This is a genomic window from Janthinobacterium sp. PSPC3-1, assembly GCF_049896105.1.
Classification (GTDB): domain Bacteria; phylum Pseudomonadota; class Gammaproteobacteria; order Burkholderiales; family Burkholderiaceae_D; genus Janthinobacterium.
In genome coordinates this window covers 43608-69330 of the sequence record NZ_JAFCTQ010000017.1, presented here as the reverse complement: position 1 = coordinate 69330, position 25723 = coordinate 43608, and the positions used below count along the sequence as shown (strand labels likewise).

The 25723-nt window shown below is 65.7% G+C and carries 22 protein-coding genes; 10 read left to right on the top strand and 12 right to left on the bottom strand.

Features of this window, described 5'->3' with window-relative positions; all coding sequences use genetic code 11:
* Window positions 1-70 precede the first annotated feature (70 nt).
* The 11 genes from ACP7B7_RS18195 to thiD all read right to left on the bottom strand — a co-directional run bounded on the left by ACP7B7_RS18195 (window position 71) and on the right by thiD (window position 11964).
* Window positions 71-1021: a FecR domain-containing protein gene (locus ACP7B7_RS18195; RefSeq protein WP_426077576.1), complete on the bottom strand. Its 951-nt coding sequence runs from the start codon at window positions 1019-1021 to the stop codon at window positions 71-73.
* Window positions 1022-1028: 7 nt separating this feature from the next.
* Window positions 1029-1550 carry a sigma-70 family RNA polymerase sigma factor gene (locus ACP7B7_RS18190; RefSeq protein ID WP_426077575.1) on the bottom strand — a complete coding sequence of 174 codons (522 nt, stop codon included), beginning with the start codon at window positions 1548-1550 and terminating at the stop codon, window positions 1029-1031.
* Window positions 1551-1655: 105 nt separating this feature from the next.
* Complete coding sequence (locus tag ACP7B7_RS18185) at window positions 1656-2387, bottom strand: SDR family oxidoreductase (protein WP_426077574.1); 732 nt, start codon at window positions 2385-2387, stop codon at window positions 1656-1658.
* A gap of 6 nt (window positions 2388-2393) precedes the next feature.
* Window positions 2394-3938 (bottom strand): FGGY-family carbohydrate kinase, encoded by a 1545-nt coding sequence (locus ACP7B7_RS18180; protein WP_426077573.1) that lies wholly within the window; start codon window positions 3936-3938, stop codon window positions 2394-2396.
* Between the two features lie 18 nt (window positions 3939-3956).
* Window positions 3957-5051, bottom strand: a complete 1095-nt coding sequence (locus ACP7B7_RS18175) for an alcohol dehydrogenase catalytic domain-containing protein (RefSeq protein ID WP_426077572.1) — start codon at window positions 5049-5051, stop codon at window positions 3957-3959.
* A gap of 22 nt (window positions 5052-5073) precedes the next feature.
* Window positions 5074-6081 (bottom strand): ABC transporter permease, encoded by a 1008-nt coding sequence (locus ACP7B7_RS18170; protein WP_426077571.1) that lies wholly within the window; start codon window positions 6079-6081, stop codon window positions 5074-5076.
* Window positions 6059-7555, bottom strand: coding sequence for a sugar ABC transporter ATP-binding protein (locus tag ACP7B7_RS18165; protein WP_426077570.1), 1497 nt, complete (start codon window positions 7553-7555; stop codon window positions 6059-6061). The genes ACP7B7_RS18170 and ACP7B7_RS18165 overlap by 23 nt, the downstream gene beginning before the upstream one ends.
* Before the next feature lie 60 nt (window positions 7556-7615).
* Window positions 7616-8533 carry an ABC transporter substrate-binding protein gene (locus ACP7B7_RS18160; RefSeq protein ID WP_308924485.1) on the bottom strand — a complete coding sequence of 306 codons (918 nt, stop codon included), beginning with the start codon at window positions 8531-8533 and terminating at the stop codon, window positions 7616-7618.
* Between the two features lie 84 nt (window positions 8534-8617).
* Window positions 8618-9496, bottom strand: a complete 879-nt coding sequence (locus ACP7B7_RS18155) for an AraC family transcriptional regulator (protein WP_308924486.1) — start codon at window positions 9494-9496, stop codon at window positions 8618-8620.
* Between the two features lie 289 nt (window positions 9497-9785).
* Window positions 9786-11072: a glutamate-1-semialdehyde 2,1-aminomutase gene (gene hemL, locus ACP7B7_RS18150; protein WP_426077569.1), complete on the bottom strand. Its 1287-nt coding sequence runs from the start codon at window positions 11070-11072 to the stop codon at window positions 9786-9788.
* A 37-nt stretch (window positions 11073-11109) separates the two neighbouring features.
* Window positions 11110-11964 (bottom strand): bifunctional hydroxymethylpyrimidine kinase/phosphomethylpyrimidine kinase, encoded by an 855-nt coding sequence (gene thiD, locus ACP7B7_RS18145; protein ID WP_426077568.1) that lies wholly within the window; start codon window positions 11962-11964, stop codon window positions 11110-11112.
* A gap of 96 nt (window positions 11965-12060) precedes the next feature.
* Here thiD and ACP7B7_RS18140 point away from each other — a divergent pair, with 96 nt between their 5' ends.
* From ACP7B7_RS18140 to ACP7B7_RS18115, 6 genes are all read left to right on the top strand, one after another.
* A complete protein-coding gene (locus ACP7B7_RS18140; protein WP_038488910.1) occupies window positions 12061-12213 on the top strand; it encodes a rubredoxin in 153 nt (50 codons plus the stop codon).
* 157 nt (window positions 12214-12370) lie between these two features.
* The gene (locus ACP7B7_RS18135) at window positions 12371-12775 is read left to right on the top strand and encodes a response regulator (RefSeq protein ID WP_426077567.1); all 405 of its coding nucleotides are present in this window, start codon (window positions 12371-12373) and stop codon (window positions 12773-12775) included.
* A 32-nt stretch (window positions 12776-12807) separates the two neighbouring features.
* Window positions 12808-13173, top strand: a complete 366-nt coding sequence (locus ACP7B7_RS18130) for a response regulator (protein WP_308924491.1) — start codon at window positions 12808-12810, stop codon at window positions 13171-13173.
* 3 nt (window positions 13174-13176) lie between these two features.
* Entirely contained in the window at window positions 13177-13806 is a 630-nt protein-coding gene (locus tag ACP7B7_RS18125; RefSeq protein WP_426077566.1) for a chemotaxis protein CheW, read from the top strand.
* Entirely contained in the window at window positions 13806-16034 is a 2229-nt protein-coding gene (locus tag ACP7B7_RS18120; RefSeq protein ID WP_426077565.1) for a methyl-accepting chemotaxis protein, read from the top strand. Before ACP7B7_RS18125 ends, ACP7B7_RS18120 begins: the two co-directional genes overlap by 1 nt.
* 55 nt (window positions 16035-16089) lie before the next feature.
* Window positions 16090-21432, top strand: coding sequence for an Hpt domain-containing protein (locus tag ACP7B7_RS18115; RefSeq protein ID WP_426077564.1), 5343 nt, complete (start codon window positions 16090-16092; stop codon window positions 21430-21432).
* On the opposite strand, the gene ACP7B7_RS18110 is transcribed toward ACP7B7_RS18115, so the two are convergent.
* Complete coding sequence (locus ACP7B7_RS18110; protein WP_426077563.1) at window positions 21399-22865, bottom strand: cryptochrome/photolyase family protein; 1467 nt, start codon at window positions 22863-22865, stop codon at window positions 21399-21401. The two genes, ACP7B7_RS18115 and ACP7B7_RS18110, sit on opposite strands and share 34 nt — an antisense overlap.
* Window positions 22866-23154: 289 nt before the next feature.
* Here ACP7B7_RS18110 and ACP7B7_RS18105 point away from each other — a divergent pair, with 289 nt between their 5' ends.
* From ACP7B7_RS18105 to ACP7B7_RS18090, 4 genes are read left to right on the top strand one after another with little or no spacing between them, the layout of a single operon-like run.
* Window positions 23155-23802 (top strand): YqgE/AlgH family protein, encoded by a 648-nt coding sequence (locus ACP7B7_RS18105; RefSeq protein WP_374694251.1) that lies wholly within the window; start codon window positions 23155-23157, stop codon window positions 23800-23802.
* Window positions 23799-24197, top strand: coding sequence for a Holliday junction resolvase RuvX (ruvX, locus tag ACP7B7_RS18100; protein WP_308924496.1), 399 nt, complete (start codon window positions 23799-23801; stop codon window positions 24195-24197). Before ACP7B7_RS18105 ends, ruvX begins: the two co-directional genes overlap by 4 nt.
* 27 nt (window positions 24198-24224) lie before the next feature.
* A complete protein-coding gene (gene pyrR / locus ACP7B7_RS18095) occupies window positions 24225-24746 on the top strand; it encodes a bifunctional pyr operon transcriptional regulator/uracil phosphoribosyltransferase PyrR (RefSeq protein ID WP_426077562.1) in 522 nt (173 codons plus the stop codon).
* The gene (locus ACP7B7_RS18090) at window positions 24739-25704 is read left to right on the top strand and encodes an aspartate carbamoyltransferase catalytic subunit (RefSeq protein WP_034746695.1); all 966 of its coding nucleotides are present in this window, start codon (window positions 24739-24741) and stop codon (window positions 25702-25704) included. The genes pyrR and ACP7B7_RS18090 overlap by 8 nt, the downstream gene beginning before the upstream one ends.
* Window positions 25705-25723: the final 19 nt, after the last annotated feature.

The window sequence follows — 25723 nt, the reverse complement described above, 5'->3', positions numbered from 1 at the left end:
AAAAACGATGCCGTCTTGTCCTGTGTATCGAACCAGCGCGCCAGATGCGGAACCGCAAACGGCCATTTTTTCACATTTTTTCGAGGGTGGTCCACCACGGCAGGGGACGCCGCACGCGCAGCGGCAGCACGGCCGCCAGCATGCGCAGGGTTTTGTCCAGGTCGTGCAGCGGGTAGCCGCCCAGCACGCGCAGCTGCGCCACTTCGGGCGCGACGCCGATATGGCCACGGTGATAGCGCTTCAATTCGGCCACCACGTCCTGCAGGGTCATGTTATCGGCCAGCAGCACGCCGCGCGACCACGCTTCGCGGGCCGGGTCGGCGGCTTCTGTCTTGCCGATGACGGCGGCGCTGAACGTGACCTGGCTGCCGGCCTTGACGATGCGCGTGGCGCCGCCGCTGCTGCGCACTTCCACCGCGCCGCCATACACGGCCAGGTAGGTGGCCCCGTCCACCAGGCGCACCGTAAAGCGCGTGCCCAGCGCGCGCAGGCGGCCATGGGCCGTATCGACCACCAAAGGACGCGTGCTGTCATGCGCCGTGTCGACCAGCATTTCGCCATCGAGCAAGCGCAGGCGGCGCAGGCTGGCGCTGTAGTCGGTGTCAAACGCGCTGGCCGTATTGAGCCAGACGCTGCTGCCGTCGGCCAGGGTCAGGCTGCGCAGCTCGCCGGTGCCGGTGTGGTACTGCGCCAGCAGGTAAACAGGATGGGCGCGCCAGGCCTCGACGCCCAGCAGCGCGCCGCCCCCCAGGATGGCGATCGCGCCCAGCACGCGCCGGCGCGACAGCGACTTGGCGCGCGCGCCGTGCAAGGTGTCGGCGGCCGCATGGCGCAGCTCGGGGCTGCGTACCGGCTCGAAACGCCTGGCGACGGTTTCGGCATGGGCCCAGGCGTCGCGGTGTTCGTGTGTTTGATCGAGCCAGGCCTGCCAGGCATGGCGGTCGCTGTCGCTGGCCTCGCCCGAGCGCAGCAGGGCAAACCATTCGGCCGCCTGCCGCATGGCGGCGTGCGAATTGCTCATAAGGTGCTCATGGCGTCTCCAGCGCCGCTTCCAGCAGCATGCAGTGCAGCAGGGCCCTGGCCATGTATTTGCGCACCATGCGGTCCGACACGTTCAGCTGCGCCGCCACTTCCTTGTCCGTCATGCCGTGCACCATCGCCAGCACAAAGGCTTGCGCCACCTTGGCCGGCAGGCTGCGCAGCATGGCGTCGATCTCGCCCAGCGCCTGCAGCACGCTGGCCTGCTGCTCGGCCGAGCAGGCGTGGGCTTCCGGTTGCGCCGCCAGCGCGGCCAGCCAGGCTTGCTCGATCTCGCGGCGGCGCCACAGGTCGACGCACAGGCCGCGCGCCACCGTGCTCAGATAGGCGCGCGCGCCTTCGAAGCTGTCGAAACTGCGCGGCTTATTCAGCAGGCGCACAAACGCGTCATGCGCCAGGTCGGCCGCGTCGAACGCATTGCCCAGGCGCCGGCGCAGCAGCGATTGCAGCCAGCCATGGTGGTCGGCATACAGGGTCTCGACGGGCTGTGGGGGAGCTGGGGCAGCCGGCATGGGCAGTCGCTTCGTGATTGCAAATAAGAATTATTCTCATTGTAATGCGGGAAGCGGCCGCTTGGCAATTGCGCTGCTTGTTGTATTTTTGCCTGTCGGGCCAAGTCAGCGGCAGGTATAGCCGCCATCGATGGGCAGGCTGACGCCGCTGATCATGGCGGCCGCGTCGCTGAGCAGGAACAGGATGGGCCGTGCCACGTCTTGCGGCGTGGCGAAGCGGCGCAGCGGAATCGCCGCCAGCATCGGGCCGCTTTTGGCCGGGTCGCTCCAGGCCCGTTCGGCCATCGGCGTCAGGGTCACGGTGGGGTTGACGCTGTTGACGCGGATGCCGCTGGGTCCCAGTTCCAGGCACAAGTTGCGCGTGATGGCGTCCAGCGCCGCCTTCGAGGCGCAATACGCCAGGTGGTCGTCCAGCGCCACCAGCGACGCCTGGCTCGACACATTGACGATGCTGCCGGCGCGGCCGTCGCGCAGCATGCCCTGCGCCACATGGCGCGCCATCATGGCCGCGCCGCGCGCATTGATCGCCATCACCTGGTCGAAGCGTTCGGCGTCGAGCGCCAGGCAAGGGTCGAGCAGGGCGATGCCGGAGCAGTTGACGAGGCCATCGATATTGGCCAACGGCGCGATCGCCGCCGCCATCGCCGCGCTGTCGGCGATATCGAGCTGCAAGGGCTGGCAGCCGGTGTCCTGCGCCAGCGCGGCCAGCTTGCCGGCGTTCTGGCCGATGGCGATCACCTCGGCGCCGGCCGCGCGCAGCAAACGGGCCGTGACTTCGCCGATGCCGCTGGACGCGCCCGTGACGATATAACGCTTGCCGCTGAAATCGAATTGCATGCTGTTCTACTCCTGGTGGTCATGGTGGATGCGGTGCATCAGCCCTTGCAGGGCGGGATAGGCGTCGCGGTAGCGGCCGAAGGCGCGGCGGTAGGCGGCGCTGGCCTCGGCTTGCGGCGTGCTGCGCGGCACCAGCGTGACCCAGCCCTGCTGCGCCGTCTCGCGCGAGATCAGGCCGGCGCCCAGCGCCGCCAGCAAGGCCGCCCCCAGCGCCGCTTCGACGTTTTCGGCGATCGTGTAGACCTGGTAGCCGGTGATGTCGGCGATGATCTGCATCCACAGCGGCGAGTGCGCGGCGCCGCCGACGACGATCAGTTTGTCGTCCAGCGTGGCCGCGCCCTGGCTGCCCGCGTCGATATTGTGTTTCAGCGCAAAGCTCACGCCTTCCAGCACGGCGCGGTACAGATGGGCGCGGCCGTGGTACAGGTTCAGGCCTAAAAACGCCCCGCTGGCTTTCGCGTCCCAGATCGGGCTGCGCTCGCCCATCAGATAGGGCAGGAACAGCACGCCATCGGCGCCGGGCGGCACCTTGGCCGCGTTTTCTTCCATCAACTGGTGTACATCGCCATAACCTTGCCGCTTGGCCTCGTCGATATCGGCCTGGCAGAAGGCGTCGCGGAACCAGCTGACGGAAGCGCCGGCCGTGATCGCGCCGCCGAACACGTATAAATCGTGCTGGCTGTTGAATACATGCGGCATGCTGATCAGGCCGTGGCTGGCCTCGGCCTGCTGGCGTATCGTGCCCCAGCACATGCTGGTGCCGATCATGGCCACATGCTGGCCGGCGCGGCTGACGCCCGCCGCCAGGGTGGCGACCGCCGCATCGACGCCGCCGGCCACCACCTTTGTTCCGGCCAGCAAACCGAGCTGTTCGGCGATGGCCGGCAGCAGGGGACCGACCACCTCGGACGAATCGACCAGGCGCTGCGGCATCATGCGCGCGGGGATGCCCAGCGCATCGAGCATTTCACCGGACCAGTTGCGCGCCGCCATGTCGTACACGCCGCCGATATTGCCGGCCGAACTATGGTCGACGGCCACCTCGCCGCACAGCAGGTAGTTGATATAGCTGTTCGGTGGCAGCAGATACCGCGTGCGTTCCCATATGGCGGGCTGGTGGTTTTTCAGCCACAGCATCTTGGTGTAGCCGTAATAACTGTCGACGCCATTGCTGGTGACCGCATGCAGCCGTTCCAGGTCGCTCTGCTGCGTGACCCACTCCACTTCCTCGGTGGCGCGGCGGTCCATCCAGATCAGGCAGGGGTGCAGCGGCTGCATGGCCTCGTCGACGGGTATGCCGGAGCCGCCGTACAGGCTGCTCACGCAAATCGCCTTGATATCGGCCGCGGCCACGCCGCTTTTTGCCACCACCTCGCGCACGCAGGTGAGCACGGCCCGGTACCAGACATCGGGCCACTGCTCGGCCCACAGGGGCTTGGGCGTGTCGACCTGGTAGCCTTGCGCGTGCTGGGCGACGATGGCGCCCGCGCGGTCGACCAGCAAGGCCTTGGTGCTTTGCGTGCCGATATCGACACCGATGATGTATTCCATGCAGCAGTCTTCCTTCAGTTAAACAGGTACCGATGGTTTCAGCAGTACCTTGATCGAATCGAGTGAATTGGCCAGCGCGAACGCCTGCTCCCAGTCTTCCAGCGCGAAACCGTGCGTAACGATGCCCTTCGACGTCACCAGCCCCCGTTCCAGCAGGTCGATGGCGATCGGATAGCAATACGGCCCCAGGTGGGCGCCGCGCACGTCGAGTTCCTTGCGGTCACCGATGATAGACCAGTCCGCGCTGGTTTCCTTGCCAAATACGCTGAATTCGACGAAGCGGCCCAGCTTGCGGATCAGATTGAGTCCCTGCGTTACGCCGGCCGGCACGCCCGTCGTTTCGATATACACGTCGCAGCCGTAGCCCCCGGTCAGGCCATGGATCACGGCCAGCGCGTCTTCGCGGCCGGGGTCGATGACGACATCGGCGCCGAACTGTCGCGCCAGCGCCAGGCGCTCGGGCACCAGGTCGATCACCACCAGTTTTTTCGGCGTCTTCAGGGCGGCGATCTGCGTCATCATCAGGCCCAGCGGACCGGCGCCGGCGATCACCACCACGTCGTCCAGTTCCACTCCGCCACGGTTGACGGTGTGGATGGCGCACGCCAGCGGCTCGATGATGGCGGCGTCCTCCAGCGAAATGCTTTCCGGGATTTTATGCACGCGGGCGGTGGCCGGGATGCGCATGTAGTCGGCCATGCCGCCATCGGCCACTTCGCGCTGGAAGCCGAAGATATTGTGCACTTCGCACATCCAGTATTTGCCCGAGGTGCAAAAGCGGCACTTGTCGCACGGCACGATCTGCTCGGCGATGATGCGGTCGCCCACCCGCACGCCGAAGTGTTCCTCGCCATGTTCGCCGGCCTCGACCACGTAGCCGAAGAATTCATGCCCGGGCACCACCGGCGGCTTGACCCACGAGCTCTGGCCCTCGCCGCCCCAGAACATCGCCGCGCCCGAATGGCATTTGCAGTCGCTGGCGCAGATGCCGCAGGCGGCGATACGGATCAGCAATTCGTTCAGGCGCGGCGAAGGGCGTGCGATTTTTTGCAGGCGGTAATCTTTCGGGCCGTGGCAGACCACGGCTTGCATCTCGACTTCGGTGTATTTCATGGTGTCTCCAGTGGGGAAGGTGTCAGGACCGCTTGCTGCTGTTGCGGCTGATGTAAATGGCGAGCAGGATGATCACGCCCTTGATGATGTTTTGCAGATACGGCGACACGCCCATCATGTTCAGGCCGTTGTTCAGCACGCCCAGCATGATGGCGCCGATCAGGGTGCCGATGATGGAGCCGCGCCCGCCCGTGATCGCCGTGCCGCCCATCACCACGGCGGCGATCGCGTCGAGCTCGAAACCGACGCCCGCATTCGGCTGGCCGCTCATCAGGCGCGAGGTGAGCACCAGGCCGGCGATGGCGGCCGTGCAGCCGCTGAGCGCATACACCAGCAGCTTGTAGCGCGAAACGCGCACGCCGCTCAGGCGCGTGGCTTCCTCATTGCCGCCGATGGCATAGATATAGCGGCCCAGCGCCGTATGGTCGAGCAGGACATAGGCGACGACAAACACCAGCAGCATCACCAGGATCGGCGTCTGCACGCCCAGCACATTGCCGCGGCCGAAGAACTCGAACCAGTCCGGCAGGTCGTTGATCGGATAACCGCCCGTGTACAGCAGGGCCAGGCCGCGCGCGATGCCCATCGTGGCCAGGGTGACGATAATCGGCGGCATTTTTGCGTAGGCGATGAAAAAGCCGTTGCCCACGCCAAAGGCGATGCCGACCGCCAGGCCGGCCATGATGGCCAGGCCGGGTGGCAGGCCGGCCACCATCAGGCCCGCCGTCAGCGTGCCCGTCAGCGCCATCACGGAGCCGACCGACAGGTCGATGCCGCCGGAAAGGATGGCGCAGCTCATGCCGACGGCGATAATGGCGTTGATCGACACTTGCCGGGCGATATTGATCAGGTTGTCGCTGGAAAAGAAATGGTCGGTGGTGGCGGCCATCGCCACCGACACCAGCAGCAGGCCGATCAGCGGCAAAAAGGCTGGCGACTTTTTCAGCAGCGTCCAGAGCGCGGCGGCGCCCTGGCTGGTGGCACCGCGCGGCGTGGCGGAGAGGGAATTATTGTTTACCGGCTGTTGCATGGCGCATTACCTCGCTGGAGTGGATGGAATCGCCTTCGAGCAGGGCCACGATGGCGCCCTGGCGGAAGACGGCGACGCGGTCGCACATGCCGGTAATTTCCGGCAGTTCCGATGAAATCAGGATGATGGAATAGCCATCGCCGGTCAGGGCGCGCATCAGGCGGTAGATTTCCGCCTTGGCGCCCACGTCGATGCCGCGCGTCGGCTCGTCGAAGATCAGGATCTTGCAGTGGTGGTTGAGCCAGCGCGCGATCACCACTTTCTGCTGGTTGCCGCCGCTGAGCGACCCCACGCGCGTGGCCGGCCCCGGCGCCTTGACGCCCACCTTGGCCATCATGGCGCGGGTGGTGGCCAGCTCGCGCTTGCGGCTGATCAGGCCGTGGCCCGTGTACTTGCCCAGGTTGTTAATCGACATGTTTTCCGTGATAGCGAAATCGATGATCAGGCCCTCGGCCTTGCGGCTTTCCGGCAGCAGGCCTATGCCGTGGCGCAAGGCGTCGGCCGGATCGTCGAGCCTGGCGGGTTGGCCATGCAGGCGGATCTCCTTGTGCCAGGCCGGCTGGGCGCCGATCACGGCCAGCGCCAGTTCCGTGCGGCCCGACCCGACCAGGCCGGCAAAGCCGAGGATTTCGCCCTGGTGCAATTGAAAGCTGTTGGCGGGGCTGTCTTTTGCCAGCTTCACTTCGCGCGCTTCGAGCACGATGGGCGCGGATGGCAGGCGTACGGGTTTGGGGGGAAAGCTCGCTTCGAGCTTGCGCCCGACCATCATTTCCACCAGCCGCGCCACGTCCGTGTCGGCGACGTCCCGCATGCCGACATACTGGCCATCGCGCAACACCGTGATGCGGTCGCACACCTCGAAGATTTCCTCCATATGGTGCGAGATGAAGATCATCGCCACGCCCTGCTGCCTGAGTTCGCGCATGATGGAAAACAGATGGCTGGCCTCGCCGGGCGTCAGGGTGGCGGTCGGCTCGTCGAGGATCAGGATGCGGGCGTTGAGCGACAGCGCCTTGCCGATTTCGACGAATTGCTGCTGGGCGATGCTGAGCTGGCTGATCTCTGCCGTCAGGTCGATCTCGACCCCCAGGCGCGCAAAGATCGCCTGCGCCTGGCGGCGCATGGCCTGCTTTGACAGCAGGCCCAGGCGATTGCTCAGCTCGCGCCCGAGAAAGATATTCTCCACCGCGTTCAGATACGGGATCAGCGAAAATTCCTGGAAGATGATGGCGATGCCGGCGGCGATGGCGTCCTTGTAGCTGTGAAACTCGCGCGCCTGGCCGTCGACCACGATGCTGCCCGCATCGGGACGATAAATACCGCTGAGAATTTTCATCAGGGTGGACTTGCCGGCGCCGTTCTCGCCCAGCAGGGCGTGGATTTCGCCGGCCGCGATCGACAGGCTGATGCCGTCCAGGGCCTTGACGCCCGGAAAGCCCTTGCTGATATGTTGTAATTGCAAGATCGTGTTCATGATGGACCCCGGGCTACGGTGACACTCCCGCCGCGTGGCGGGAGTCCTGGACAAGCTGCCTTACCAGCTGAAGGATTTGGCGCCCGCCTTGTCCACCAGTTTCACGTCGACCGGGATTTGCGCCGGCACATTGGCGCCCCATTTCCTGGCCAGGGCGACGCCCAGCGCCAGGCGTATCTGGTCGCGCGGGAACTGGGCGGCCGTGGCGATGAATTTCGAATTGGCTTTTTGCATGGCCTTGATCGCTTCCGGCGCGCCGTCCACGCTGGTCAGTTTCACGTCCTTGCCGCTCGCTTCGATCGCCGACAAGGCCCCCATGGCGCCGCCATCGTTGACGCTGAAAATGCCTTTCAGCTTGGGGTTGGCCTGCAGCATGTTTTCCGTGACGGTCAGGGCCTGGTCGCGCTCCTGCTTGCCGTTCTGGGTGGTGACGATCTTGATGCCGGGAAAGGCCGCCAGCGCATCCTTGCAGCCGCGCACGCGCTCCAGGATGGGCACCACCGGGATGCCGTCGAGGATGGCGATATCGCCCTTGCCGTCCAGGCTCTTGGCCAGGTACTGGCAGGCCATCTGGCCGGCCGTGAAGTTTTTCGAGCCGACAAAGGAATCGACGGGGCCGTTGGCATTGGCGTCGACCGCCACCACGATCACGCCGGCCGCATTGGCCGACTTGACGGCCGACTGGATGCCGACCGAGTCGGTCGGGTTCAGCAGCAGGATGTCGATCTTTTTCTGGATCATGTCTTCCACGTCGCTGGTCTGCTTGGCCACGTCGTGGCGCGCGTCGGTGATGACGACGGTGGCGCCGATGCTGGCGGCCGCGTCTTCCAGCGCTTTCTTCATGGTGATGAAGTACGGGTTATTAAGCTCCTGGAAAGACATGCCGATCTTCAAGGGGGCGGCACTGGCGGGCAGGGCAAGGCCGGCGGTGCACAGGGCGGTGGTGGCCAGGGCAAGCAATTTCTTTTGCAGCATCATGATGTCTCCTAGTTTTTAGTGTTTTTATACTTCTGGTTGGCAGCATGGTGTGCCTGCTGCCGGGGCATGGCAAAAAAAACGGTGTCAGTTGAGCGGACTGGACAGGCGCAAGCCGTCGTAGCGCCGAAATTTCGAGGGCGAGATACCTTTGTGCGCAAGAAACTGGCGGTTGAAATTGGACAGATTGTTAAAGCCCACCTGGTAGCAGATATCGGTGATGCTCAGTTCGCTGTTGCTGAGCATTTCGCAGGACAGCTTGATGCGCAGCAAGTTCACGTATTGCACGAACGAGATGCCCGTGTGCTTGCTGAAAGCGCGTGAAAAAGAGCTGACGTTCTGGCCGATCAGTTCGGCCAGCGCCGATTCGCGCAGTTCGGTCGACAGATTCTTGCCGATATACGCCAGTGCCAGGTTGATCTTCGACGACATGTAGCTGTGCGGATCGGGCAGGTAGCTGGGGCTGGACAGCCGCTTGCGCTCGCCGTCGCGCAGCAGCAGCTCCAGCAGCGAAATGAACAGCAGCACCCGGCGGCAGCCGCGCGCCGTCAGCAGTTCCTGCATCAAGGGGCGTGCCGCTGCGCCCGCTTGCGGCGTAAACAGCAAGCCGCTGCGCGATTCGGCCAGCAGCGCTTGCACCGGCTGCAGTTCGGGAAAGGTGGCCATCGCGCCGGCGATGAAGTCGGCCGTGAACTGCAGGATCAGGCAGCGCTGCGCGACCGGCTGGTTGTCCGGCAGTTCGCTGACCCAGTTATGCGGCAGGTTGGGGCCGGACATGACCAGGTTGCCCGGTTCGAAGTCGCCGATATAGTCGCCGACAAAATACTTGCCCGTGGTTTCCGTGATCAGCTGGATTTCATATTCGGGATGAAAGTGCCAGCGCACCGTGCGGTAGGGGTAGCCGTGCGACCAGGCGGCGAACGACTCGTCGGGCTGCACACAGACGACTTCAAGATCTGGCTTCAAGGCGTGTCTCCTGCTGGGTTACCGTGCGCTCCGGCGATGCTGGCGGCCGGGCGGGTTTTTGGTTTATCTGCGTATTCTATGCAGGCAAGCCGTACGCAGCCACCGATTACATGATCGTAAACTGATACTTTCTTTGCATTTCTGGGTTGAAACTATGCGCGAGGTCAAATTTTGTGCATTGCGTCAAATGCTTGCAGCAATGCGGGGAGGGCGGGAGGGCGGGAGGGAGGGTGCGCGGCGGCCAGGACGGCCGCCGCGAAGAACAGCTGGAAACGCTTACTTCAAGGGATTACTTGAGCGCGGCAAACACCTTGCGCGCGGCGGCGATCGTGGCGTCGATCACGGCGTCGTCGTGCTGCGCCGAGACAAAGCCCGCCTCGAACGCCGCCGGGGCGAAGTACACGCCTTCGTCCAGCATGGCGTGGAAGAAGGCGTTGAACTTGCTGCGGTCGCCGGCCATCATTTCGGCGTAGCTGGTCGGTGGCGTGGCGCTGAAATAAATGCCGAACATGCCACCGATGGCGTCGGCGCAGAACACCACGCCCGCTTCTTGCGCCGCTGCCGTCAGCCCATCGGCCAGGCGTTTTGCGCTGGCGCCCAGCTGCTCGTAGAAGCCCGGCTGCTGGATCAGTTTCAGGGTCGTCATGCCGGCGGCCACCGCCACCGGATTGCCCGACAGGGTGCCGGCCTGGTAGACGGCGCCCAGCGGCGCCATATTGTGCATCAGCGCCGCGCTGCCGCCAAAGGCCGCCACCGGCATGCCGCCGCCGATCACCTTGCCGAGGGCCGTGAGGTCGGGCTTGATGTTGTACAGCGCCTGCGCGCCGCCCAGCGCCACGCGGAAGCCGCACATGACTTCATCGAAAATCAGCAGCGCGCCGTGCTGGGTGCACAAGTCGCGCATCGCCTGCAGAAATTCGGGCGTGGCTTTCACCAGGTTCATGTTGCCGGCCACCGGTTCGACGATCACGCAGGCAATCTCGGTGCCGAAACTGTCGAAGGCGTCTTTCAGCTGCTCGACGTTGTTATAGTCGAGTACCAGCGTGTGCTTGACAAAATCTTCCGGCACGCCGGCCGAGGTCGGGTTGCCGAAGGTGAGCAGGCCGCTGCCCGCTTTCACCAGCAGCGAATCGGCGTGGCCGTGGTAGCAGCCTTCGAACTTGACGATCTTGTCGCGGCCGGTGGCGCCGCGCGCCAGGCGCAGCGCGCTCATGGTCGCTTCCGTGCCCGACGACACCAGGCGCACCTGTTCGATCGACGGCACCAGGCGCGTGATTTCCTCGGCCATCAAAACTTCGCCTTCGGTCGGCGCGCCGAACGACAGGCCCAGCGCGGCCGCGTCCTGCACCGCTTTCACCACTTGCGGGTGGGCGTGGCCGACGATGGCCGGGCCCCACGAGCCGATATAGTCGATATAGCGCTTGCCGTCGGCGTCCCAGAAGTACGGGCCTTCGGCGCGCGTGATGAAACGCGGCGTGCCGCCTACCGAGCGGAAGGCGCGTACCGGCGAATTGACGCCGCCCGGCGTGGTTTTCTGGGCGCGGGCGAACAGGGTATCGTTTTGCGAAGTCGTCATGAGATTGCCTTGTATGGTGTGTAAGGGGAGTCGGGGGTCAGGCGCCGGCCTTGAACAGGCGGTTCGGCACCAGCTTGCCCATGCCGAAGCGCCGCGCATGCGTCAGCGCGCCGGCCGTGTATTCCTGCGCCGCCACCACGGCCTGCTGCACGTCGTTGTCGACATCGCCGCCGCCCTGGTCCAGTGCCAGCAGCGCCGTGGCGGCCGCCGACAGGGTGCTGCCGGCGCCGTTGAAGATGCCTGGCAGATGGCGCCACACGTCGTGGCGCACCACGCCGTCTTCGCCGAACAGGGTGTTGGCGCGCAGCTTGCCTTCGCCGGTGCCGCTCTTGCCGGCGTCGGCCGGCATGCAGGTCACCAGCACGTATTCACAGCCCAGGGCGACCAGGTAGTCGACGTCGTTTTGCAGGGTGTCGGACGGATCGCTGTCGCGCCAGGTTTCGGCCAGGCGTTCCAGTTCCACCGGCGACAGCACCAGCAGGGTGGTTTGCGGGATCAGCAGCTGGCGCACGGCGGTCAGGATGTCTTCGTCGTCCATGCCCTGTTCCGGCAGCGCCGAAATGAAGGGGTCGAGGATCAGGGGCACGTTGGGGTAGTCGGACACGATTTCGGCGATCGCCGTGACGTTTTCCACGCTGCCCAGCGCGCCGATCTTGATGGCGGCCACCGACATGTCTTCGAGCAGCACGCGGGCCTGGTCGGAGACCCAGTCCGGGTCGACCGCCTGCATGTCTTCCACGCGGGCCGTATCGCTGATCAGCAGGCCGGTGGTGACCGACAGGCCATGGCAGCCAAAGGAGGCAAAAGTGGCCAGGTCGGCCTGGATGCCGATCGCGCCGACGGGATCGGACACGCCGAAGCTTAATATGAGGGGAGAAGTTTGGTTTTGCACGGCGGGTAGATTAAGATACCTAATTCAGCATTTTACTTGATTGAAGGGTGGCGGAACGTGAGTAGCAACGAAACAACGCAGCAACTCCAAACGTGGATGTGTCTTATCTGCGGCTGGGTTTATGATGAAGCGGCCGGCCTGCCAGACGAAGACATCGCTCCCGGCACGCGTTGGGCCGATGTACCGATGAACTGGACCTGCCCGGAATGCGGCGCGCGCAAGGACGACTTCGAGATGGTGGCTATTTAAGCAATTTTATACGATAGTCATGCCGTTCGCCAAGGTGGAAGCCAAGGCGGAAGCCAAGGTGGAAGCCACGGCGGCTGCGGCGCAGCAGCTTGCGGCGGCCTATGCTATGGTGTGAATAATTGCCGAATGATTACATTGAGCCACTGTTGAGCCACCCTTGAACAGCCCTTGCCCGGACGCCGGCGGCATCACCATCCTGGTGATCGACGACAGCGCCACCATGCGTACCTGCGTGGCCGGCTATCTGCGCGATGCCGGCTACCGGGTGGTGCTGGCCGAAGATGGCTTCGATGCGCTGGCCAAGCTGGGCGACTGCAGGCCGGCTCTGGTGGTGTGCGACGTGGTGATGCCGCGTCTCGATGGCTACCGCACTTGCGCCCTGATCCGCGCCAGCGCCGGTTTTCGCGCCACGCCGGTGCTGATGTTGTCGTCGAAAGAGGGCTTGTTCGACCGGGCCCGCGGCAGCCTGGCCGGCGCCAGCGCCAGCCTGGCCAAGCCGCTGGCGCGCGAGGCGCTGCTGGCGGCCGTGCGGCAGCATCTGGCCGCAGGTACGCCGCGGTAGCGCCGTTATTAACCAATGCAGCAAGGAAGCTGATGTCCATACATACAATTCTGATCGTCGATGATTCGCCGACGGAACGCTACTACCTGAGCGAGATGCTGGTGCGCGCCGGCTATGCCGTGTCCACCGCCGAAAACGGCGCCGACGCGCTGGCGCAGCTCAAGCAGGACAGGCCCGACCTGATCCTGATGGACGTGGTGATGCCGGGCGCGAATGGCTTCCAGATCACGCGCGCCATCGCGCGCGACCCCGAACTGGCGCATGTGCCGGTGATTATCTGTTCCAGCAAGAGCCAGGAGACGGACCGCATCTGGGGCTTGCGCCAGGGCGCGCGCGACTACCTGATCAAGCCGGTGGTCGAAGCGGACCTGCTGGCCAAGATCGCGGCGCTGTCCTGACCCATGCGGATCACGCCCGGCATCAGCGCCTCCGGATCGCCACCTGTTGAAGGCGGTGCGCGGCACGGGCGTTTGCGCCAGTACCAGTTGCAGCTGCACGAAAGGGTGCAGGCCGCGCGCAGCGGCGTGCTGGCCGGGCGCAAGGACCTGGGCGTGCTGCTGGGCGGACGGCACTGCCTGCTCGACCTCACGCAACTGGGCGAGATCGTGATCCCGGCCGGCCTGCACATCCAGGGCGTGCCGCTGGCGCAGGACTGGTATCTGGGCCTGGCCGCCATGCGCGGACGCCTGACGGCCATCATCGACCTGGCGCGCTACATGAGCCAGCCGGCCTGCGGCATCACCGGCGACAGCCGTTTGATCACCTTTGCGCCGCGCCTGGGGCTCGATTGCGCCGTGCTGGTCGAGCGCGTGCTGGGCCTGCGCCAGCAGCGCGGCATGCTGGCCATGGCGCCGCCGGCGTTGTTGCAGGAATTTCCATGGGCCGCGCATGCGCTGCGCGACAGCGAACACCAGCCCTGGCTGCGGCTGGACCTGGCGCAGCTGGCGCAAGCCGAACGCTTTCTCGATGCCGGCTTTGCCGGCGCCCTCTGCGGCCCCCAGATCGCTCACACACACAAGGAATTGCGCTGATGGGCGACCACTCTTCGATCCTGGCCGACGGCGCCTTGCCTGCCGCCACCATCTCGCCCGACGATTTGCCCTTGCCCTTGCGCCTGCGCGATGCGCTGGGACGGCGCAAGACGCTGGCCAGCGCGCCGGCGGCCGACCTGAAACTGCCGCTGATCGGCCATCTGCCGCTGCAAAAACAGCTGTCGGTACTGACCACCGTGATGGCCCTGAGCCTGGCCGCCAGCCTGCTGTTTGTCGGCCTCAATACCCGCAGCGGCAATATCGCCTCGGCCCAGACGCAGCTGGCCGGCGACGCCCTGATGCACTCGCAGCGCCTGGGGAAAGCGGCGCCGAACGCGGTGCAGGGCAATCCCGAGGCCTTCCGCCAGCTGGAGGAAAGCCGCAATGAACTGAACCAGGATTTCCGCCTGATGGTGCGCGGCGGGACGTATCACGGCCGCGATATCGGCGAGTCGCGCGCCAGCCTGCTGGCGGCGGTGGCCGACGCGCGTAAAAAATGGGCCAGCAGCGACCGCGCGGCCGGCACCATCCTGCGCCTGAAGGCGGAACTGGGCCAGTTCGACCAGACCTTGCAGCAGTTGAATGCGCGCACGCCGGCGCTGCTGGCGCAGACCGAGGAAATCGCCGCGCTCAAGGTGCAGCGCGGCGGCAACGGGCGCGAGCTGGCCGTGATCGGCCGGCTGATGATGCTGACCCAGCGCATGAGCCGCAGCGCCAGCGGCTTTATCGGTTCCGGCAGCATCAGTTCGGAAACCGCCTTCGCGCTGGGCCGCGACACCACGTATTTCCGCGCCGCCGTCGACGGCCTGCTCAATGGCAGCGGCACCTTGCAGCTGGCGCCCACGCGCGACGCGCAGTTGCGCGAGCAGCTGGTGGCGCTCAAGGCCGGCTTCGACAGCTACCAGAAGCTGGTCTCTTCCTTGCTCGACGGGCTCGACAAATTCAGCGCGGCGAAAAGCGCCGAGCAGCTGATCTTCAGCGAAAACGAAGACCTGCGCCAGCGCCTGACCCTGCTGCAGCAGATGTACCATCTGAACCAGGAAACCTTGGGCGCGGCCTTCTGGCTGATGGTGGGCGGCGTGCTGCTGACGCTGGTGGCGGCGGCCGGCATGGGCCGCGTGCTGCTGCAGGACTCCGTCAACCGCACGCGCGACGCCGAGCGGCGGCGCCAGGAGGCCGAGATCCGCCGCCTGCTGTCGCAGGAAAAAGAGGAGGCGGCCAAGGCGCAGAACGACCAGAACCAGGCCGCCATTTTGCGCCTGATGAACGAACTGCAGAAGGTGGCCGACGGCGACCTGACGGTGCAGGCGACGGTGTCGGAAGACATCACGGGCGCAATCGCCGATTCGGTCAACTACACGGTCGAGGAATTGCGCGGCCTGGTGGGGCGGGTGACGGCGACGGCCGAACAGGTCAACCGCGCGTCGACCCAGGCCCAAAGCATCTCGAGCAAACTGCTGATCGCCTCGCAGCAGCAGTCGCGCGAAATCCAGGGCGTCAGCGCCACGGTGGTGAAGATGGCCAATGCGATTACCGAGGTGTCGAAGTCGGCCAGCGTCTCGGCCGACGTGGCGCGCCAGTCGGTGGCGGCGGCCCTGCAAGGCTCGACGGCGGTTGAAAACGCCATCAAGGGCATGCATGAAATCCGCGACCAGATCCAGGACACTTCCAAGCGCATCAAGCGCCTGGGCGAATCGTCGCAGGAAATCGGCGAGATCACCGAACTGATTTCCGACATCACCGAGCAGACCAATGTGCTGGCGCTGAACGCCGCCATCCAGGCGGCATCGGCCGGCGAGGCGGGGCGCGGCTTTTCGGTGGTGGCCGAGGAAGTGCAGCGCCTGGCCGAGCGTTCGGCGGGCGCGGCCAAGCAGATCGGCGCGCTGGTGCGCACCATCCAGGCCGATACCCAGGATGCGACGCGGGCGATGGAAAAATCGACCCAGGGCGTGGTCGAAGGCGCGCACCTGTCCGACGCGGCTGGCGCCGCCCTGAACGATATCAGCAAGGTGTCGAAACACCTGGCCGAACTGATCCAGGGCATGTCGTTCGCCACCGGCACGCAAGCCGGTTCGGCCAGCGGCGTGGCCCTGAATATCCAGCATATCCTGAGCGTGACGGAACAGACCCAGGATGGCACGCAGCAAACGGCGCAGTCGATCCACAAACTGTCGCTGCTGGCGCAGGAGCTGAAAAATTCGGTGTCGCGCTTCCGCGTCGCCGCGTGAGCCAGCGCCCGGCGCGTGCCGATTTTTGCGTTATGAATTCTTTACCGAGGCAGGCATGAGCACACCAGATAATCCGCAGCAGTCCAGGCCGCAGCAGTCCAAGCCGTTTGACAGCGAGCCCTTGTCCTGGGTGATGGTGGAAATCCGCGAAGCGCTGGCCCGTTCCCGCACCGCCTTGTTCGAGGCGGGCGGACGCGAGCGCGAGGAACGCGCCACCGCCCTGCAGCATGCGCGCTCGCACCTGCATCAGGCGCATGGCGCGCTGGTGATGGTCGACGTGGCCGGTGCCGGCCTGCTGACGGCGGGCGCGGAACAGGCGCTGACGCGTTTTCGCGACGGCACGCTGGAATATACGGTCGACCATGCGCAAGTGGTGGCCGAGCTGTACCAGGCCCTCACCGAATACCTGGAAGACCTGCTGGCCGGCACGCCGCCGCAGCCCACCCGCCTGTTCCCGTATTACCGCGCGCTGCAGACCATGCTGGGGGTGGAACGTGTGCATCCGGCCGAACTGTTTTTCCCGCCGTCCGTGGACCGGCACCACGCCATCGCGCTGGCCGAGCCGGTGATCGCCGCCGACTATCCGGCCTGGCGCAGCCGCTTTGAAAAGTCGCTGCTGCCGTTCCTGAGGGCGCCGGATGCCGAGGCGCGTCAGCCGCATGCGCAAGCCCTGCACGACACCTTGCAACTGGTGGCCGACGCGCAGGGCGAAGCGTCGGCGCGCACCTTCTGGTTCACCATGCAGGCCGTGGCCGGCCTGGCGGCCCAGGGCCATGGCGGCGACAGCCTGTACATGAAGCAGTTGTTCGGCCTGATCAACCTGCAATTGCGCCGCCTGGCGCAAGGCACGGCCGGCCTGCCCGACACCTTGCTGCGCGATGCGCTGTACCTGATCGCCGCCGCTGGCGAGCCCACGCCGGCGGCGCGCCAGCTGCGCCAGGCGTTCGAGCTCGATGGCCTGGTGGCCGAGGATGTGGAGGCGCGGCGCTATGGCCAGGTCGATCAGGCCGCCTTGCAGGGCGCGCGCGAGGCGCTGGTCCGCGCGCGCGCCAGCTGGCGCGACGCCGCGCCGGGCGAGGCTTTCAGCGAGGCGCTCGATGAGGTGGCGGCGCAGGCGGAGACCTTGAAAGTGCCGGCCCTGGCCAGCCTGCTGCGCCAGGGCGCCGACGTGGCGCGGCTGGCAGCCGCCAGCGGCCGCCACGCCGCGCTGGCGCAGGAAATGGAGACGGCGCTGCTGTTTGCCGAAACCGGCCTGGAACAGTTGCGCAGGCTGCCCGACGATTTCGCCAGCAATGCCGAAACCATCGCCGCGCGCTTGCAGGCGCTGCAGGACGGCGAGGCGCCATCGGCGCCGGCGCAGGGCGAATTGTCGCGCCAGATCGAACAGGGGCAAGTGGCGGGCGCGCTGGCCGAGTCCATGAAAGCGGGCTTGCGCCAGGTCGAGCAGCTGCTCAACGCCTATTACGCCGATATTGGCCGCCGTGCGGAACTGGCCGGCGTGGCGCCGCTGCTGCAGCCGATGCGGCAGACGCTGGAGGAACTGGGGCAGGCCGCCGCCAGCGCCGGCATGCAGCAGGTGGTCTCCAGCGTCCAGCTGCTGCTGGACGGCGACAGCCAGGCGCCGATGGAAGCGCTCGACGAGATCGCGCAAAACGTCAGCGCGCTGGGCTTTTTTGTCGACATGCTGGGGCGTAATCCCCAGGGGGCCGGCGCACGCTTCCATTTCGATGCCGCCAGCGGCGCCTTCCGCGCGCTGCCGTTTGAAAAAGTGGCGGCGGCCGGCGGCGTGCCGGTGCCGGTGCTCGATCATGCTTTGCCGCCGCAGTCGATCATGCCGCCAGCGGACAACGGCACAGCGGCCGGCGGCGATCTCGACGCCGAGATGCTCGATATTTTCCTGGCTGAGGCGCGCGAGGTGCTGGCCTTTGTGGAAACCAGCCTGGCCGCGCTGCGCGCCGAGGCGGGCGCCGGCAACGGCGAACACCTGGCCATGCTGCGCCGCTCGTATCACACCCTGAAGGGCAGCAGCCGCATGATCGGCCTGGCGCAGTTTGCCGAAGCGGCCGGCGCCATCGAAAAAGTGCTCAATACCTGGCTGGCCGAGGCGCGCCCGGCCAGCGATGATCTGTACACCCTGCTCAATTACGGCTGGTACCAATTGAGCGAATGGGTGGCCGAGCTGGAGGGGGGCGGCGCGCGCGGGCGCGAAGCGGGCATGTTGCCGGATGCGGCCGAGCGGGTGCGCGAAGGCGGGCCGTTCGAACTGCGCAAGCGGCGCCCTGCGGCCAAGGAGGCGCCGGCGCCGGCCACGGGCGGCAACGGCAATGTGATCGGCTTTCCGCCGGCCACCGCGCCAGCCCAGCACGAGGCGCCGGACGATAACCTGAAACATGTGGGCGAGCTGCGTATCAGCCTGCCGCTGTATAACATCTACCTGGCCGAAACCGACGAACTACTGCGCGTGCTTGAGCGCGACTTCGGCGAATGGCGCCATGAAGCGCGCGCCGTCAGCGCCGACGCGCTGCAGGCCGTGCATACCCTGGCCGGCAGCTCCGGCACCGTCGGCTTTAGCGCATTGCGCGACCTGGCGCACGCGCTGGAAATCGCCATCGAAACCGTGGTGGCGCCGCGCGCCGGGCTGGCCGACGCGCAGCACGACGTGCTGGAACACGCCACCGATGGCATCCGCCAGATGCTGCAGGCGTTCACCCTGGGCGACCTGGCGCCGGCGCAGCCGGCACTGATCGAGGAACTCAATACCCTGTGGCGCGCGCTGACGGCGCCGCCAGGGGAGACTGCGCCTGCACCTGAAAACAGCCTGGATGCCCTGTTCGCCGCCACCTATGCCAGCATCATGGACGACCGCGGCAAACCTGCCGAGAACGGCCTCGATGCGCTGTTTGCCGCCGCCTACGCCAGCATCGTCGCCGATGGACCAGGGCAGGGCCCCACCACGCTGGAGGAAACACCGCCAGCGCGCATGAAATTGCCGCCGGCGCCCGATACCAGCGCCATCGACGACCTGTTCGACTCCGTGTTCGATACGCCGCCAGCGGCAGCCGAGCCGGGACCGGAACCGGGACCGGAACCGGGACCGGAAACCGAACCGGAGACCGAGGCGCCGGCGATGGTGCCGGCCGACGCGCAGGCCCTGCTGGCTGCCAGCGCCGGCATTAGCGACGAGCTGGACCTGGACTTGCTGCCGGTGTTCCTGGAAGAGGGCGCCGATTTGCTGCCGCAGATCGGCGCGGCGCTGCGCAACTGGCAGCAGCAGCCGCAAGACAGCGGCCAGGCGCAGATGCTGCTGCGCACCCTGCACACGGTCAAGGGCAGCGCGCGCATGGCCGGCGCCATGCGCCTGGGCCAGCACGCGCATGAAATCGAAACGCATATCGAAAACATGCTGCACGCGGGCACGGCCACGCCGCAGGCTTTCGAGGAATTGCTGGCCCATTACGACCATGCGCTGCATCTGTTCGAGCAGTTGCAGCAACCTTTGCTGCCGCTGCCGGGCATGGAAGACATGCCGCCGCCGGAACCGAAGGCGGCGCTGGTGCGCGTGCGCGCCGACATCCTCGACCGCCTGGTGAACCAGGCCGGCGAAGTGTCGATCACGCGCTCGAAAATCGAAAACGAAGTGGGCGTGCTGGGCGCCTCGCTGGGCGAGTTTTCCGACAACCTGGCGCGCTTGCGGCGCCAGCTGCGCGAAGTGGAAATGCAGGCCGAATCGCAGATCGCCTCGCGCATGGCGGTGGGCAGCGAGCGCGATTTCGATCCGCTCGAATTCGACCGTTTTACGCGCCTGCAGGAACTGACGCGCATGATGGCCGAAAGCGTCAACGACGTCGCCTCCTTCCATGAACACCTGAGCCAGAGCGTGGGCACGGTGGGCGACGACCTGGTGCTGCAGGCGCGCCTGACGCGCGAACTGCAGCGCGACCTGATGCAGATCCGCATGGTGCCGTTTGCCAGCATCGCCGAACGGCTGTTCCGCGTGGCGCGGCAAAGCGCCAAGGAAGTCGACAAGCGGGTCAACCTCGATATCCGTGGTGGCAATGTGGAGATCGATCGCAGCGTGCTCGAACGCATGGCCGCACCGTTCGAACACCTGCTGCGCAACGCGATCGCGCATGGCATCGAACCGCGCGAGGCGCGCCTGGCGGCGGGCAAGAGCGAAACGGGCGAGTTGCTGGTGCAGGTCAGCCAGCAGGGCAATGAAGTGGCGATCGCCTTTTCCGACGATGGCGCCGGGCTGGACCTGGACCGCATCCGCGCCAGGGCGCGCAGCGCCGGCCTGGTCGCGCCGGACGCCGAGGTCAGCGATGCGCAGGCGGCCGAACTGATCTTCGCGCCCGGCCTGTCGACCGCCGACAGCCTGACCGAACTGGCGGGCCGCGGCTTCGGCATGGATATCGTGCGCTCGGAAGCGCTGGCGCTGGGCGGGCGGGTCGACACCGCGACCGAAGCGGGCCAGGGCATCCGTTTTACCATCCATTTGCCCCTGACGCTGGCGGTGACACAGGTGGTGCTGCTGGCGGCCAATGGCAAGACCTATGCCTTGCCGTCGGTGCTGGTCGAGCAGGTGCTGCACCTGAAGGGCGAGCAGCTGGAGCAGGTGACAGCATCGGGCCAGATCGATGCGCACGGCCAGCTGCTGGCGCTGCACCAGTTGTCGACCATGCTGGGCGACCCGCCGGTGGCGCCCGCTACCCAGCGCCATGCGCCGGTGCTGCTGCTACGCAACGGCAACGACAGGCTGGCGCTGCAGGTCGACGATGTGCTGGGCAACCGCGAAGTGGTGGTCAAGCATGTGGGGCCGCAACTGGCGCGCATGCCGGGCATTGCCGGCGCCACCGTGCTGGGCACCGGCGACATCGTGCTGATACTGAATCCGGTGGCGCTGGCGCAGCACCTGGCCCACCACCCGGAACTGCTGGCGCAGTATGCGGCCGCCGCCGGCGAAGGCCGCGTGGCGCTGCCCGCGCCGCGCGCCTGCGTGATGGTGGTCGACGATTCGCTGACCGTGCGCCGCGTGATGCAGCGGCTGTTCGAGCGCGAAGGCTACCTGGTGCTGCTGGCCAAGGACGGCGTCGACGCGCTCGAGCAATTGCATGAACTCGAACCGGCCGCGCTGCCGGCGCTGCTGCTGGTCGACGTCGAAATGCCGCGCATGGACGGTTTTGACTTGACGCGCAATGTGCGCAGCGACGAACGCACGCGCGCCATTCCCCTGATCATGATCACCTCGCGCAGCGCCGACAAGCACCGCCAGCACGCCCTGGAACTGGGCGTGAATGCCTATTTCGGCAAACCGTTCCAGGAAGAGGAGTTGCTGGCGGAGGTGGATCGGCTGCTGACGGGGAATCAGGCGACCTTGACGACTTTGACCACCTCGTAACGCTCGAGCGTCTCTTTCCTCGCCTCGTCATGCTGCACGATGGGTGCCGGATAATCGCGGCCCAGCACGATGTTTTTTTGATCGAGCAGCATGCGCGGCACCAGCCACGGCGCGTGGATTTCCTTGTCGCCCAGCGCTTTCAGCTGCGGCAGGTAACGGCGGATAAAGCGGCCGTTGGCGTCGAATTTTTCCGACTGGGTGATCGGGTTGAAGATGCGGAAATAGGGCTGGGCGTCGCAGCCCGACGACGAGGCCCACTGCCAGCCGCCGTTGTTCGAAGCCAGGTCGAAGTCGTTCAGGTGCAGCGCGAAATAGGCTTCGCCGCGGCGCCAGTCGATGCCGAGGTCCTTGATCAGGAAGCAGGCCGTGACCATGCGCAGGCGGTTGTGCATGTAGCCGGTCTGGTTCAGCTGCAGCATGGCCGCGTCCACCAGCGGATAGCCGGTGCGGCCCTCGCACCAGGCGGCAAATGCGTCGTCGGCCAGTGTTCCCGTTTCCCAGGCGATGGCGTCGTAGGCGGGCTTGAAGGCGCCATGTTCCACGTGCGGATTCTGGTACAAAATCATGGCGTAGAAGTCGCGCCAGATCAGTTCGGCCAGCCAGACGGGCGCGCCGTCGCCACCGCCGCCGCGTTCCATCAGGTCGACCATGGTGCGTACCAGGTAGCGCAGCGACACGGTGCCGAAGCGCAGATGCAGCGACAGGTAGGACGGCCCTTTCAGCGCAGGAAAATCGCGCGCCACATCGTATTTGTCGACGCGTTTCAAAAAGTCGTCAAACAGCTGCGCGCCGCCCGACATGCCGGTGGGAATCGCCAGCTCGGCCAGGTTGCTGGGTTCGAAACCCAGCTGCTCAAGCGTGGGCAGGGCGGCCTGCTTGCCGCGCGGCGGCGCCAGCGTGGCCGCGTGCGGCTCGATATCGTACGGCGCCAGGCACGATGGATCGGCGCGCATTTTTTTCAGCCAGGCATTTTTGTATGGCGTGTAGACGGTATACGGCTTGTCGGACAGGGTCAGCACTTCGTCTTTTTCAAAGATCACCTGGTCCTTGAAGCTGAACCACAGGCGGGCGTCCGCCGTCAGCGCGTCGGCAACTGCGGCGTCGCGGGTGATCGCCTGCGGCTCGTAGTCGTGGTTGGCGAACACGGCGTCGGCCTTCAGTTCGGCCGCCAGGCGCGGGATTTCGGTGGCGGCATTGCCGTGCAGCACGATCAGGTCGCCACCGAGCTGGCGCAGTTCGGCGGCCAGTTCGGCGATGCTGGCGTGAATGAAGTCGACACGGCGGTCGCGGCGCGGCAGGCTGGCCAAAATGGCCGTGTCGTAGACGAAGACGCAGTGCACGGCCTGGCTTTGGCGCAACGCATGGTGCAGTGCAGCATGGTCAAACGCGCGCAGGTCGCGGCGGAACCAGACCAGGGAGGTAGGAAGTGTCATGGTGGCGGATGGGCGTATTGTCGTTGTAAAAGGTCAAGAAAGGGCGATTTTTCGCCGCTTGCGGCGCATTATGCCTGCCCGCGCCGCGCCTTGGGCGTCGCCGGCATGGCAATTCAGTGTAAACTAGCGCCTGATTTCGCAGTGCTTACGCGTGCGCCAGCAGAACGGTAACGATTTTACAATCGACCTCCCCACGCAAGCCACGCGCACCGGCAACCGCATCTTACAAATAATAACGACAGCAGGGGTAAAGTGTCTTGCCAGCAAGCCCACAGAGAGAGCAACGCGTATGAAAAAGAGTAAAATCGACCACACGCTCCCGGGACATCGTTTGATGCAGAGCGCCAGCGAAGGCGCCGCCACCGGTTCGTCCACCTTGAATCTGGCCAACCATTTTCTGATCGCCATGCCGGCGATGCAAGACCCGATCTTCGGCGGCACCGTTGTGTATGTGTGCGAACACAATGAAAACGGCGTGCTGGGCGTGGTCATCAACAAACCGACCGACATGACGATGGATGTGCTGTTCGAACGCATCGACCTGAAACTGGCGGCCGGCAGCGACGCACCCATCGTCAATGAACCGATCATGTTCGGCGGCCCGGTGCAAGACGACCGCGGCTTCGTGCTGCACACGCCCGGCGCGCGCTATTCCTCGTCGCTGACGGTGACCGACGAAGTGGCGTTTACCACCTCGATCGACGTGCTCGAAGCCGTCGCCAAAGGCGAAGGCCCGCAGCGCATGCTGGTCTCCATCGGCTATTCGGGCTGGAGCCCGGGCCAGCTGGAAGACGAGATCGGCCGCAATGGCTGGCTGACGGTCGGCGCCTCGGCCGATATCCTGTTCGATTTCCCGATCGCCGAGCGCTACGTGGCGGCCATCAAGCTGCTGGGCATCGATCCGCTGATGCTGGCGAGCGAGGCTGGCCACGCATGAACGGTGAGGCCATCGACACCATCCTCGCTTTTGACTTTGGCCTGAAACGCATCGGCGTGGCCATCGGTAACACCATGATCTGCCAGGCCAAGCCGCTCAGCGTGATCACGGCGATCGCCAACGAACCGAAGTTTGCCGCCATCGCCGCCTTGATCAAGGAATGGGGCGCGACCCGCATCGTGGTGGGCTTGCCCAGCCACCCGGACGGCACCGAACACGAGATGAGCGCGCGCTGCCGGCGCTTCGCCAACCAAATGCACGGCCGCTTCGGCCTGCCGGTGGAACTGGTCGACGAACGCTATTCCTCGGCCGTGATTGCCGCCAAACGCGGCGAGGTGATCGATGACCGCGCCGCCGCCGTGATCCTGCAGCAATATTTCGACGCGCAGTCCTGAACCGTTTTTTTGACTACTTCTCCACTTATGTCCAATCTTGTGAATCCCTCCCAACTCGACGCCGAGGCCCTGTACGGGGTCCTGCTGGAGCAAGTGCGCAGCGGCCTGGCCGGCGCCAGCAACGTGGCCATCGTCGGCATCCACTCGGGCGGCGCCTGGCTGGCCGAGCGCCTGGCGCGCGACCTGGACCTGACGGCCCGCCTGGGCGTGCTCGACGTGTCCTTCTATCGCGACGACTTCGCGCAGAAGGGCCTGCACGCCGACGTCAAGCCGACGCAAATCGCGTTTGACGTGGCCGGCGCCACCATCCTGCTGGTCGACGACGTGCTGTACACGGGCCGCACCACGCGCGCGGCCATCAACGAGTTGTTCGATTACGGCCGTCCGGCCAAGATCATGCTGGCCGCCCTGGTAGACCGGGGCGAGCGCCAGTTGCCGGTGGCCGCCGATTTCGTGGCCGCCTTTACCGCCGTGCCGCCGGGCCAGGCGCTGGTCCTGAAGCAGGCCGGCGATAAATTCACGCTCACCATAGATACCCACCATGCTTAATCCGCAACTGAATAAACACGGCGAACTGCAGCATCTGTTGACTATCGAAGGCTTGCCGAAGTCTATCGTCAACCATATCCTCGACACGGCTTCCTCGTTCGTCGGCATCTCCGACCGCGATGTGAAAAAAGTGCCGCTGATGCGCGGCAAAAGCGTTTTCAATCTGTTTTTTGAAAACTCCACGCGCACCCGCACCACCTTCGAGATCGCCTCGAAGCGCCTGTCGGCCGACGTCATCAACCTGAACATCCAGGCCTCGTCGGCCAGCAAGGGCGAGTCCCTGCTCGACACCATCGACAACCTGTCGGCCATGCATGCCGACATGTTCGTCGTGCGCCATGCGCAGTCGGGCGCGCCGTACCTGATCGCCAAGCACCTGATCGACACCAAACAGCCGCATGTCCACGTGGTCAACGCCGGCGACGGCCGCCACGCGCACCCGACCCAGGGCCTGCTCGACATGTACACGATCCGCCACTACAAGAAGGATTTCACCAACCTGACGGTGGCCATCGTCGGCGACATCCTGCATAGCCGCGTGGCGCGTTCCGACATCCATGCCCTGACCACCCTGGGCGTGCCCGAAGTGCGCGCCATCGGCCCGCACACGCTGCTGCCGGGCGGCCTGGAGCAGATGGGCGTGCGCACCTTCACCAACATGGATGAAGGCCTGAAAGGCGTCGACGTGATCATCATGCTGCGCCTGCAGAACGAGCGCATGAGCGGCGCGCTGCTGCCGTCGGCGCAGGAATACTTCAAGAGCTACGGCCTGACGCCGGAGCGCCTGGCGCTGGCGAAACCGGACGCCATCGTGATGCACCCGGGGCCGATGAACCGCGGCGTCGAGATCGATTCGGCCGTGGCCGACGGCCCGCAGGCGGTGATCCTGCCGCAGGTGACCTTCGGTATCGCCGTGCGCATGGCGGTGATGAGTATTTTGGCTGGTAATCAGGGCTGATGGCCCAAGGACGAGAAGC

Excerpts from the sequence above, each read along its gene's own strand:
- ACP7B7_RS18195 (WP_426077576.1), bottom strand. The coding sequence starts at position 1,021 with ATGAGCAATTCGCACGCCGCCATGCGGCAGGCGGCCGAATGGTTTGCC.
- ACP7B7_RS18190 (WP_426077575.1), bottom strand. The coding sequence starts at position 1,550 with ATGCCGGCTGCCCCAGCTCCCCCACAGCCCGTCGAGACCCTGTATGCC.
- ACP7B7_RS18185 (WP_426077574.1), bottom strand. The coding sequence starts at position 2,387 with ATGCAATTCGATTTCAGCGGCAAGCGTTATATCGTCACGGGCGCGTCC.
- ACP7B7_RS18180 (WP_426077573.1), bottom strand. The coding sequence starts at position 3,938 with ATGGAATACATCATCGGTGTCGATATCGGCACGCAAAGCACCAAGGCC.
- ACP7B7_RS18175 (WP_426077572.1), bottom strand. The coding sequence starts at position 5,051 with ATGAAATACACCGAAGTCGAGATGCAAGCCGTGGTCTGCCACGGCCCG.
- ACP7B7_RS18170 (WP_426077571.1), bottom strand. The coding sequence starts at position 6,081 with ATGCAACAGCCGGTAAACAATAATTCCCTCTCCGCCACGCCGCGCGGT.
- ACP7B7_RS18165 (WP_426077570.1), bottom strand. The coding sequence starts at position 7,555 with ATGAACACGATCTTGCAATTACAACATATCAGCAAGGGCTTTCCGGGC.
- ACP7B7_RS18160 (WP_308924485.1), bottom strand. The coding sequence starts at position 8,533 with ATGATGCTGCAAAAGAAATTGCTTGCCCTGGCCACCACCGCCCTGTGC.
- hemL (WP_426077569.1), bottom strand. The coding sequence starts at position 11,072 with ATGACGACTTCGCAAAACGATACCCTGTTCGCCCGCGCCCAGAAAACC.
- ACP7B7_RS18140 (WP_038488910.1), top strand. The coding sequence starts at position 12,061 with ATGTGTCTTATCTGCGGCTGGGTTTATGATGAAGCGGCCGGCCTGCCA.
- ACP7B7_RS18130 (WP_308924491.1), top strand. The coding sequence starts at position 12,808 with ATGTCCATACATACAATTCTGATCGTCGATGATTCGCCGACGGAACGC.
- ACP7B7_RS18125 (WP_426077566.1), top strand. The coding sequence starts at position 13,177 with ATGCGGATCACGCCCGGCATCAGCGCCTCCGGATCGCCACCTGTTGAA.
- ACP7B7_RS18120 (WP_426077565.1), top strand. The coding sequence starts at position 13,806 with ATGGGCGACCACTCTTCGATCCTGGCCGACGGCGCCTTGCCTGCCGCC.
- ACP7B7_RS18115 (WP_426077564.1), top strand. The coding sequence starts at position 16,090 with ATGAGCACACCAGATAATCCGCAGCAGTCCAGGCCGCAGCAGTCCAAG.
- ACP7B7_RS18110 (WP_426077563.1), bottom strand. The coding sequence starts at position 22,865 with ATGACACTTCCTACCTCCCTGGTCTGGTTCCGCCGCGACCTGCGCGCG.
- ACP7B7_RS18105 (WP_374694251.1), top strand. The coding sequence starts at position 23,155 with ATGAAAAAGAGTAAAATCGACCACACGCTCCCGGGACATCGTTTGATG.
- ruvX (WP_308924496.1), top strand. The coding sequence starts at position 23,799 with ATGAACGGTGAGGCCATCGACACCATCCTCGCTTTTGACTTTGGCCTG.
- pyrR (WP_426077562.1), top strand. The coding sequence starts at position 24,225 with ATGTCCAATCTTGTGAATCCCTCCCAACTCGACGCCGAGGCCCTGTAC.
- ACP7B7_RS18090 (WP_034746695.1), top strand. The coding sequence starts at position 24,739 with ATGCTTAATCCGCAACTGAATAAACACGGCGAACTGCAGCATCTGTTG.